Annotated in this window: 11 protein-coding genes; 2 read left to right on the forward strand and 9 right to left on the reverse strand. The window is 63.8% G+C overall.

Going from position 1 to position 9,794, the window contains the following annotated elements; translation table 11 throughout:
• Window positions 1-79, forward strand: a 79-nt coding sequence (locus KIH81_RS11685; RefSeq protein WP_214305358.1) for an IS3 family transposase, incomplete at its 5' end; no start/stop codon positions are given.
• 116 nt (window positions 80-195) lie between these two features.
• On the opposite strand, the gene priA is transcribed toward KIH81_RS11685, so the two are convergent.
• The 8 genes from priA to KIH81_RS11725 all read right to left on the reverse strand — a co-directional run bounded on the left by priA (window position 196) and on the right by KIH81_RS11725 (window position 7,744).
• Window positions 196-921, reverse strand: a complete 726-nt coding sequence (priA, locus tag KIH81_RS11690; protein ID WP_214305479.1) for a bifunctional 1-(5-phosphoribosyl)-5-((5-phosphoribosylamino)methylideneamino)imidazole-4-carboxamide isomerase/phosphoribosylanthranilate isomerase PriA — start codon at window positions 919-921, stop codon at window positions 196-198.
• A 70-nt stretch (window positions 922-991) separates the two neighbouring features.
• Window positions 992-1,639, reverse strand: a complete 648-nt coding sequence (gene hisH / locus KIH81_RS11695; protein ID WP_214305480.1) for an imidazole glycerol phosphate synthase subunit HisH — start codon at window positions 1,637-1,639, stop codon at window positions 992-994.
• 83 nt (window positions 1,640-1,722) lie between these two features.
• Window positions 1,723-2,523: a hypothetical protein gene (locus KIH81_RS11700; protein ID WP_214305481.1), complete on the reverse strand. Its 801-nt coding sequence runs from the start codon at window positions 2,521-2,523 to the stop codon at window positions 1,723-1,725.
• Window positions 2,523-3,125: an imidazoleglycerol-phosphate dehydratase HisB gene (hisB, locus tag KIH81_RS11705; RefSeq protein WP_214305482.1), complete on the reverse strand. Its 603-nt coding sequence runs from the start codon at window positions 3,123-3,125 to the stop codon at window positions 2,523-2,525. Before hisB ends, KIH81_RS11700 begins: the two co-directional genes overlap by 1 nt.
• A gap of 116 nt (window positions 3,126-3,241) precedes the next feature.
• The gene (locus KIH81_RS11710; RefSeq protein ID WP_214305483.1) at window positions 3,242-4,414 is read right to left on the reverse strand and encodes a histidinol-phosphate transaminase; all 1,173 of its coding nucleotides are present in this window, start codon (window positions 4,412-4,414) and stop codon (window positions 3,242-3,244) included.
• A gap of 68 nt (window positions 4,415-4,482) precedes the next feature.
• Window positions 4,483-5,880 carry a histidinol dehydrogenase gene (gene hisD, locus KIH81_RS11715; RefSeq protein WP_214305484.1) on the reverse strand — a complete coding sequence of 466 codons (1,398 nt, stop codon included), beginning with the start codon at window positions 5,878-5,880 and terminating at the stop codon, window positions 4,483-4,485.
• Between the two features lie 92 nt (window positions 5,881-5,972).
• The gene (locus KIH81_RS11720) at window positions 5,973-6,260 is read right to left on the reverse strand and encodes an acylphosphatase (protein WP_214305485.1); all 288 of its coding nucleotides are present in this window, start codon (window positions 6,258-6,260) and stop codon (window positions 5,973-5,975) included.
• Window positions 6,257-7,744 (reverse strand): xylulokinase, encoded by a 1,488-nt coding sequence (locus KIH81_RS11725; protein WP_214305486.1) that lies wholly within the window; start codon window positions 7,742-7,744, stop codon window positions 6,257-6,259. Before KIH81_RS11725 ends, KIH81_RS11720 begins: the two co-directional genes overlap by 4 nt.
• Before the next feature lie 185 nt (window positions 7,745-7,929).
• On the opposite strand from KIH81_RS11725, the gene KIH81_RS11730 reads away from it, so the two are divergent.
• Entirely contained in the window at window positions 7,930-8,757 is an 828-nt protein-coding gene (locus KIH81_RS11730) for an aldo/keto reductase (protein WP_214305487.1), read from the forward strand.
• 294 nt (window positions 8,758-9,051) lie between these two features.
• On the opposite strand, the gene KIH81_RS11735 is transcribed toward KIH81_RS11730, so the two are convergent.
• Window positions 9,052-9,561 (reverse strand): GNAT family N-acetyltransferase, encoded by a 510-nt coding sequence (locus KIH81_RS11735; protein WP_214305488.1) that lies wholly within the window; start codon window positions 9,559-9,561, stop codon window positions 9,052-9,054.
• Between the last annotated feature and the right edge of the window lie 233 nt (window positions 9,562-9,794).

The raw sequence follows: 9,794 nt of genomic DNA on the forward strand, positions 1-9,794 counted from the left end.
CTGGAACACCAAACGACGCCAGAAACGACTGGAGGGACACACCCCGGAGGAATTCCGGAACATGTCCCTCACAGCCTGATCAGGTACCCTTAATAAACCACGTCCAACTTCCAGGGCGCAGTTCAATGGGGGGGGTAAAGCTCCCCTCAGTCAGCTTCGCTGCTGGCTTCCCTTCAGGAAGGGCAGCCAAAAACATTACTTCGCCACTTCCAACGCTTCCTGAAGCGTGAAGGCGCGAGCGTACAGGGACTTGCCAAGGATCGCGGCGTCCACGCCCAAATCGGCCAGTTCCTTGATGGCACGCAGGTCGTCCAGCTTGGAGATGCCGCCGGAGGCGGTCACCTTGGCGTCGGTGCGTTCGGCCACCTCGCGCAGCAGCTGGATGTTCGGGCCGGACATCATGCCGTCCTTGGCCACGTCGGTCACCACGTAACGGGAGCAGCCCACGGAGTCGAGGAACTTCATGGTCTCGAACAGGTCGCCGCCTTCGCGGGTCCAGCCGCGGGCGGCCAGCGTGTGACCACGCACATCAAGGCCCACGGCCACGCGGTCGCCGTACTTCCTGATGACCGAGGCGGTCCAGTCCGGGTTCTCCAAGGCCGCGGTGCCGATGTTCACACGGGCGGCACCGGCCTCCAGAGCGGCCTCGAGCGAGTCATTGTCGCGCACGCCGCCGGACAGCTCGATGTTGACCTTGTCGCCCAGCTCGTGGACGATTTCGCGCAGCTGATCGCGATTGTTGCCCGTGCCGAACGCGGCGTCGAGATCGACCAGATGGATCCATTCGGCACCAGCCTCCACCCATGTGCGGGCGGCCTCGAACGGCGAGCCGTAATCGGTTTCGGAGCCGGACTCGCCCTGGCGCAGGCGCACGGCCTTGCCATCGCGGACATCAACGGCGGGAAGCAGCGTCAAAGACATGGGAACAACCTTTCTCCTATAACAATCACAAACGACCGGCCATGGGCCAGTCGGCCCCGGCATGGACCGGTCACAGCGTGGCGATCCAGTTCTTGAGGAGCTGGGCGCCGGCGTCGCCGGACTTCTCCGGGTGGAACTGCGTGGCGGACAGCGGGCCGTGCTCGTAGGCGGCCACGAAGCGCGAACGCCCGTACTCGCACCAGCTCACCCGCTCGGGCGTATCGCCGAAGTCGATGTCGAAGCGGGAAGTGTCCGCCTTGCCCACCGCCATGGCGGCGTACGAATGCACGAAGTAGAAGCGCTCCTGTTCCACGCCTTTGAGCAGCACGGAATCGGGCGCGGCCTCGACGGTGTCCCATCCCATGTGCGGCACCACGTCCGCGTCCAGCAGGTCCACCGAACCGCCGATCAGCCCCACGCCGTCGGCATGGGCGCCGTGCTCCAGGCCGTGCTCAAACATGATCTGCTCGCCCACGCACACGCCGAGCACCGGACGGCCCGCACGGATGCGGTCGTAGATCACCCTGTCGCCGTCCACCTTCTTCAGGCCTTCCATGCAGGCCGCGAACGCGCCCACGCCCGGCACCACCAGACCGTCGGCCTCGAGGGCCTGACGGTAATCGGAGGTGAGTGTGGTGTCCACCCCCAGATTGGCCAGCGCGCGCACCATGGAGCGCACGTTGCCGAAGCCGTAATCAAAGACAACCGCTGTGGTCATCGCTTCTCAAGCCTTTCCTTCGTTCGTTTCTCGTTGCCGATTGTCGCCAGCGGACAGCTGCCGCGCACGACGATCGTCGGGAACTATTCGATGCGCGATCCACGCCCGCCGCGACCGCGCTTGGTGTGGTTGGCGAGCACCTGCATGGCCTGGTCGTGTGTGAACCCGGCGGAATCCACCACTTCGAAGCCCTGCGTCTTGAGCTGGCCCAAGGTCACGATGCTGAGCATCATGTCCTCCACGAACCGCGGTGTGGAGGTGAACAGCACCGGCGGCGCGAAGGTCTGCACGGCCTCGCCCTGCACGTACATGCTGGCCTCCAGTTTGTCGGCGCGGTTGACCGCGAGAATCACGGCCATGCCGGAAACCACGGTGGTCAGGTCCTTGGCGGCGGCTTCCGGACCGTCGCCGTCCAGGTTCTTCAGCACCGCGACCGCACCCTGGTTGGAGCCGATGCATTCGGCCGAGATGTCCGACAGCTGGCAGAAGGCGGCCAGGAGTTCGGCCGAAGCCACACGGGTGACCAGCAGCGCCACCTTGGCCTTGTTGCCGAGCAGACCGGCCAGTTCGTTGTCGAAACCGTCCGAGGGATCCACGACGTCCGCCATGGCCTCGTTCACCGCGTCCGCCACGGAGGAGGCAGCGTCATCGGAGGTGGTGTCTGCGGTATCGCCGTTGGCTTCGTTTTCGTCCGTGCCGGCGGTGCCGTTTTCCGGCGTCGTACCGGACTCGGGCTGCTCCGTCGTTCCGGCGGAAGACGCATCGTCCGCGAATTCCTGCTCGAAACCGGCCAGCGCCGCTTCCAGTTCCTCGTCGGAGAAGTGGCTTTCGTCCGGGTCGAAATCCCGGTCGGGATCGTTCAGACCGTTGTTGTCCCCGGTCATCACAGCGATCCCTTCGTGCTGGGGATCAGGCCTTCGATACGCGGGTCGGGTTCGATGGCGAAGCGCAGCGCGCGGGCCAGCGCCTTGAATTCGGCTTCGGCGATGTGGTGCGGGTCGCGGCCGGCGAGCACCTGCAGGTGCAGACAGATGCCGGCGTGCAGCGCGATGGACTCCATCACGTGACGCACGAGGGAGCCGGTGAAGTGACCGCCCATCATGCAGTATTCGAAGCCTTCCGGCTCGCCGGTGCACACCACGTAGGGACGTCCGGAGATGTCGACCACGGCCTTGGCGAGCGCCTCGTCCAGCGGCACGGTGGCGTCGGCGAAACGTCGGATGCCGCGCTTGTCGCCAAGGGCCTGCTTCAGCGCCTCGCCGAACACGATGGCCGTGTCCTCCACGGTGTGGTGCACGTCGATGTCCGTGTCGCCGTGGGCGTGGATCTTCAGGTCGATGAGCGAGTGCTTGCCGAGCGCGTTCATCATGTGGTTGTAGAACGGCACGGAGGTGTCGATGTCGGTCTGTCCGGTGCCGTCGAGGTTCAGCTCGAGGTTGATGTGCGATTCGCTGGTTTCGCGGACGATGTGCGCGGTGCGCGCCATGTCATCTCTCCTTCACGGGTGTCATTTGATATGCGAGAAGCATGCGGGGCGGGTCCGGCACTCCGTTCGCGGACCTGCCCCGCCGTTCATTATCGCGCTGTTTGATATGCCTTGCGTTACCTGGCTTCGACGATGCGCAGCGTTTCGGCGAGCGCGTCGCGGAACCGTTCCATTTCCTCGTCGGTGCCCATGCACACGCGCAGCCAGCCGTCGGGGCCCACCACGCGGATGAGTACGCCGCGCTTCAACAGTTCGTCGAAGATGGCGTCGCGGTCGTCGAAGTGGCCGCCGAACAGGAGGAAGTTGGAGCCGGACTCGGCCACGTCGAGCGGTTGGCCCTTGTAGGTCTGGGACTTGAGCCATGCGGCGGTGGCCTCGCGGGTCTCGCGCAGGTGGTCGACACGGCTCAGCTGCTCGTCCGTGTGTTCGAAGGCGGCGAGGGCGGCGGCTTGCGTCACGGCGGACAGGTGGTACGGCATGCGTACGATGCGCACGCAGTCAATGATGCCCTTGGATGCGGCGAGATAGCCCACGCGCGCGCCGGCGAAGGCGAACGCCTTGCTCATGGTGCGGCTGACGGCCAGGTTCGGATGGTCCTTGATCAGGGAAACGGCGCTTGGGGTGCCGGGCTTGCGGAACTCCACATAGGCCTCGTCGATCACGAGGATCGGATGCACGCCTTCGGGCGCCCCGTCCACGTCCGCGGTTTCGCAGGCGGCCAGGATGCGCTCGATGTCCTTCATCGGCAGCGGGGTGCCGGTCGGGTTGTTCGGGCTGGTGAGCAGCACCATGGAGGGCTTGACCTCGTGGATGGCCTCGATGGTCTTGTCTACGTTCAGCGTGAAATCGGCGTTGCGGTGGGCCAGCTTCCAGCCGGTGAACGTGTCGCGCGCGTACTCCGGGTACATGGAGTAGGTGGGGTCGGCGCCCAGGGCCGTGCGGCCGGGGCCGCCGAACGCCTGGAAGAGCTGGAGCATGATCTCGTTGGAACCGTTGGCGCCCCACAGCTCGTCCACATCCAGACGGGTGCCGGATTCACGGGCCAGATAGTCGCTGAACGCCTGACGCAGCGCGATGTGCTCGCGATCGGGGTAGCGGTTCAGGGTCGGCGCGATCTCCAGCACGCGCTTGGCGATCGTTTCGCATACGGCCGGATCCGGCGCGTACGGGTTCTCGTTGACGTTCAGGCACACCGGCACATCGAGCTGGGGCGCGCCGTAGGGCTCTTCGCCGATCAGGTCGTTGCGCAGCGGCAGGTTCGCCGGAATCGCGTTCGTTGCTTCAGTCATTTCTCTCCCCGGAATATGCCTGGCTCCTCTGAATCGAGGAGCCAGGATTCACGCAAAATACAATCAGCTCAGCGCAGGCCGGCTTCGGTCTCCTGCTCGCGCAGGGTGGCCTTGTCGTACGGATCCTTGACGAAGCGGCTCAGCACGCACTCGCCGTGGGCGGGCAGGTCCTCGGAGACGGCGAAGGCGTTGATGCGGGCGGCGAGCGCCTTCAGACCCTCCTCGTCGTATTCGATGACCTCGACCGGCTTCATGAACGTGTGCACGCCGAGGCCTGCGGCGAAGCGGGCGGTGCCGCCGGTGGGCAGCACGTGGTTGGAGCCGGACATGTAGTCGCCCAGCGGCACCGGCGAGTACGGGCCGCGGAAGATGGCGCCAGCGTTCTTGATGCGCTTGACCACGGCGTCGGCGTCCTCGGTCTGGATCTCGAGGTGCTCGGCGGCGTAGGCGTTGGCCGCGTCGATGGACTGGTCAAGGCCGTCGGTCAGCACGATGGCGGACTGCGTGCCGGACAGGGACGTGTGGACGCGCTCGGCGTGCTCGGTGCGAGGCACGCGGTAGTTGAGGTTCTCCTGCACCTTCTCGGCGAGTTCGGGGTCGTCGGTGAACAGCACGGAACCGGCGAGCTCGTCGTGCTCGGCCTGGCCGATGAGGTCGGCGGCCAGCAGGCTCGGGTTGGCGGTCTTGTCCGCGATGATGCCGATCTCGGTGGGGCCGGCGACCGCGTCGATGCCCACGAATGCGGAAACGAGGGACTTGGCGGTGGCCACGAAGATGTTGCCCGGACCGGTGATCTTGTCCACCGGATCGCACAGCACGTCGCCGTCCTGCGGTTCGGAACCCTTGGCGCCGTAGGCGAACATGGCGATGGCCTGTGCGCCGCCGACCGCGTAGACCTCGGTGACGCCGAGGATGGCGCAGGTGGCGAGGATGGTCTTGTTCGGCAGGCCTTCCGCGTTGTCGCGGGCGGGCGGGGTGGCGATGGCCAGCGATTCGACACCGGCGGCCTGGGCAGGCACGGCGTTCATGATCACGGAGGACGGGTAGACGGCCTTGCCGCCGGGCACATACAGGCCCACGCGCTGGATCGGGATCCAACGCTCGGCCACGCGGGCGCCGGGGGCCAGATCGGTGTGGAAGTCCTTCGGCACCTGGTTGGCGGCCACGGCGCGGGCGCGGCGCACGGATTCCTCGATGGCGGCGCGCACTTCGGGGTCAAGCTCCTTGAGCGCCTCCTGCATGGCCTCGACCGGCACGCGCAGGTTCGCGGGGCGCACGTGGTCGAACTTCTCCTCGAAGTCACGCAGGGCCGCGGCGCCACGCTCCTTCACATCGTCCAGGATCGGACGCACCAGATCGGTGGCCTCGGAGGTGCCCATGGCGGCACGCGGCATCGCGGCCAGCAGTTCGGCACGGGACAGTTTCTGACCACGAAGGTCGATGATACGCATGATGTTCTCGCTCATAACGCCTCATCGTAGCAACGTGAAGCCACGAACCCCCGTCCGATGTCCACTTTCACCCGAATCGTGAGATTGAGGAGGTTCCGCACATCCCCTCACAGGCCGCGCACGCGGAAGTCGCCCACAGTATCCTGCCGGGGTGCCATGTCCGTAACCTCCACCGCCCGCACGTCGGCCCACTTCGGGCCCTGACGCAATGCGGACACAAACAGTTCCACGGCGTCCCCATTGCCCTGCGCCTCGGCCTCGACCGAACCATCGAGTCTGTTGCGCACCCAGCCCTGCACGCCGAGCTTGCGGGCCTGCATCACGGCGAAATACCGAAAACCCACACCCTGCACCATCCCCGTGACGACGATGTGTTCGCGTACCACGTCCATCATGCGTCCCCTTCCTGTTCCTGATGCAGAGAGCGAAGCGCCGGATACAGCCGCAGGAATCGCGCGTAGGCGGCATCGTAGGCGCCCATCGTATCCTGATCAGGCCGGTACATAGTGCGTTCGCCTATGCTGCGAACCAGTTCGGAATCGTCGAACACCAACGAGGCCAAGGCGACCGCGGGCAGCACGTCCGCATTGGCGAACACCGTGACCGGGTGCCCAAGCACGTCGGCAAGCACCTGGCACCATGCCGTCTCCCGTGCCCCGCCGCCGATGAGCGAGATCTCCGAGGGCTCGGCATCGAAGCTTTCCATGCCCTGGCGGATGGAGAACGCCACGCCTTCGAGCGCGGCACGGACCAGGTCGGCGCGCGTGGTGTCCGGCGTGATGCCCGTATACGCGCCGCGGATGTCAGGGTTCATGACGGGGAACCGCTCCCCCACCAGATACGGCAGGCACAGTACGCCATGCGCGCCGGGCACGGATTCGCCGACCAGCTCATGCGCCTTCCCGTAATCGGCGTCGGAGAGCGTGTTCGTCACCCATTTGTGCACGTCGCCGGCGTTGAGAAACGGCACGGCATTGACGTAGCCGGGAGCCACACCGAACGCGAGGTTTGCGGCGCCCGGCTTGTCCGTAAACGGTTCCGGGGAGACGGTGGCGATCCAGCCGGACGTGCCGATGTTGATGTTGTACTGTCCGGGCCGACTCACGCCGCTGGCGTATGTGGTGGCGCCCGCGTCGCCGATGCCCGCATAAACTGACGTTCCCGCGCTGAATCCGGTGAGTCGGGAGGCCTCTTCGGTGACGGTGCCGATGCGGTGCTGCGGCTTGTGCAGCTCCGGGAGCAACGCGCCGTCGATGCCGGCGGCCACGACGAGTTCCGCCGACCACTGCCCGGTATGGATGTCCATCGCGCCGGCCGTGGAGCATGCGGCCACATCACCGACGCATACACCGGTCAGACGGGCCGTCAAGTAGTCCTTGGAGCTGATGAGCACATGACGGATCCGCGCGAACGACTCCGGTTCATGGTCCTTCAGCCACATAAGCTTCGGCAAGGGTAGGCATCCCTCGAGGCGGTTGCCGACCCTATCCAGGAATCGCGCCGCTCCGCCGTCGTAGGCTTCCGCAAGACTGTCGGCCTGCGAGCCAGCACGACCGTCCGAATACAGGATGGCATTGCGCACGGGGTGCAGTGATTCGTCGAGTGCGATCACGTCCTGCATCTGACCGCTCATGATGATGCCGATGATCTGCGTCTCGGCGAAACCGGGCTCGTTCACATGCGCCTGCCGCAGCATGGACTGCGAGACAATACGGAACGCATGCCACCATTGATCAGGGTCCTGTTCACGATGGTCCCCGTCGATGATCAGGGTCAGGTTCTCGCTGGCGCTGGCCACGATGCCGCCGTCGACCGCCACCAAGGCGCCCTTCAATGCCGTGGTGCCTGCATCAAACGTCGCCGCATATTCCCTAACCACGATTCCCTCTCCCTTACAGGTCGGTGTTTCCGCTGCTGCCTATCGTAGCCACGCATCGCTGCCCCGTTCCTCGCTGGTTCCATATCTGTTCTTCGCTGGCGAAAGCGCCTGTTTCGATGCCGGTTTCCCGTTGACGGCTCCGTACAATTACAGCGGAAACATCACTCTTAAGTAAGCGAGGCATTATGGCGATTCAATCGACGATCATGCTCAACAACGGCACGGTCATTCCCCAGGTGGGCCTGGGCGTGTTCCAGACGCCGGACGGCGAGACCACGGTGAACGCGGTGGAGTCTGCGTTGGCGGCCGGCTACCGCCATATCGATACCGCCATGATCTACGGCAACGAAGCCTCCGTGGGCGAAGGCATCCGTCGTTCCGGCGTACCGCGCGACGACATCTTCCTGACCACCAAGCTGTGGAACGATGATATCCGCGCCCGTCGCGCGAAGGATGCCTTCCAGGAGAGTCTGGATCGTCTGGGCGTGGACTACGTGGATCTTTATCTCATCCATTGGCCGGTTGACGGCTGGCATGAGGCCTGGGACTCCATGCAGGAAATCTACGCTTCCGGCCGCGCCAAGGCCATCGGCGTGAGCAACTTCCAGAAGCATCATATCGACGAGCTGCTGGCCGCTAGCGATGTGAAGCCTGCGGTCGATCAGATCGAGTCCTCCCCGCAATTCACGAACCAGGAGCTTATCGATGATTTGACCGGTCTTGGCATCGCGACCGAGGCGTGGAGCCCGTTGGGCGGTACTGGCGGCAATCTGCTGTCCAACCCGGAGTTGGCTCGAATCGGTGCCGAGTACGGCAAGTCCGCGGCACAGGTGGTGATTCGCTGGCATATCCAGCGCGGTATCGTGGTGTTGCCGAAGTCCACGCATGCCGAGCGCATCCGCCAGAATTTCGATGTGTTCGATTTTGAACTGTCCGATGCGGATATGAAGGCCATCGACGCGCTGAACACCGGTCATCGCAACGGAGCCGACCCGGACAACTTCGATTTCTGACAGACTGTCTGTGACATATATTTCATAATGGTGCTGGTCTTTCTCTTGCACGACGACGGGAAAGCCAGCACCATTTTCGTTGGTAGCAACGAAGTGACGCATCATTTCGCTTGCTAATGGTTCAGCAGCATCGATAACGCAAGGCTCTGCTAAACCAAGATTGACATGCTCCCCATTCTAGGCTCCCCTTTTTCCGGGGAGCTGGCGGCGAAGCCGACTGAGGGGTAGTTCGGATGGAATTCCTGTCGATCTTGATTTAACGGAGCCTAACAAAAGAAATGTTTCAGCGGCCAATCAGGCTGCATCAAAGGTCAGACGCATCTGGTGCCAGACCACGTTCCCATGTGTCGATGAGGAAAGGCCCTCGTCGATGAATCCGAATCGTTGGTAGAACCCGATAAGACGGTTTTTGCAGGTCAGCACCATGCCTCGTCTGCCCGCTTCACGTGCGTCTTCGATGACCGCACGCATCAAGGTGCTGGCATGACCCTGATGTTGGAATCGCGGATCCGTATCGACACCGAAGATCATCTGCCATTCGCCTTGCGGATCATGCAGCGAGGCGTCATCATACATGTCATCCGTCAGGTCCGGACGATTGGTGGCAAAGCCGTTGATGAAGGAAATGATGACATCCCCTTCGGTTAGTAGCCAGAAGAAATCGGGATATACAAGCAACCGCGATTGCAACGAATAGGCGCTTGCGGCTTCTGCAGGCGGGAAACACTCGGCTTCGATGGCCGTCAAGGCATCCAAATCGTCCATGGTCGCGTGACGAATGACTTCATGATTCATGCCGACCATTGTATGTATCCATGTTACGAGTCCATGTGTGCAAAGGGCATTGAACGATTCCGGCTGTGCCGGAGAGTATTCACATTTGCGGATGACAACGGTTCCGTATTTGTCCGGGTATGTGAAGGGGCCCCTTGGATTATTGTTGGGGTGATATGAGTGGAGCCCCGGTACCGTGTGGGTATCGGGGCTCCTGTAACGTGTGAATGCGGCGGTGTGCTACTCTCCCACACCCTGTCGGG

The sequence above is a fragment of the Bifidobacterium miconisargentati genome (genome assembly GCF_019331675.1).
GTDB classification, from domain to species: Bacteria; Actinomycetota; Actinomycetes; order Actinomycetales; family Bifidobacteriaceae; genus Bifidobacterium; species Bifidobacterium miconisargentati.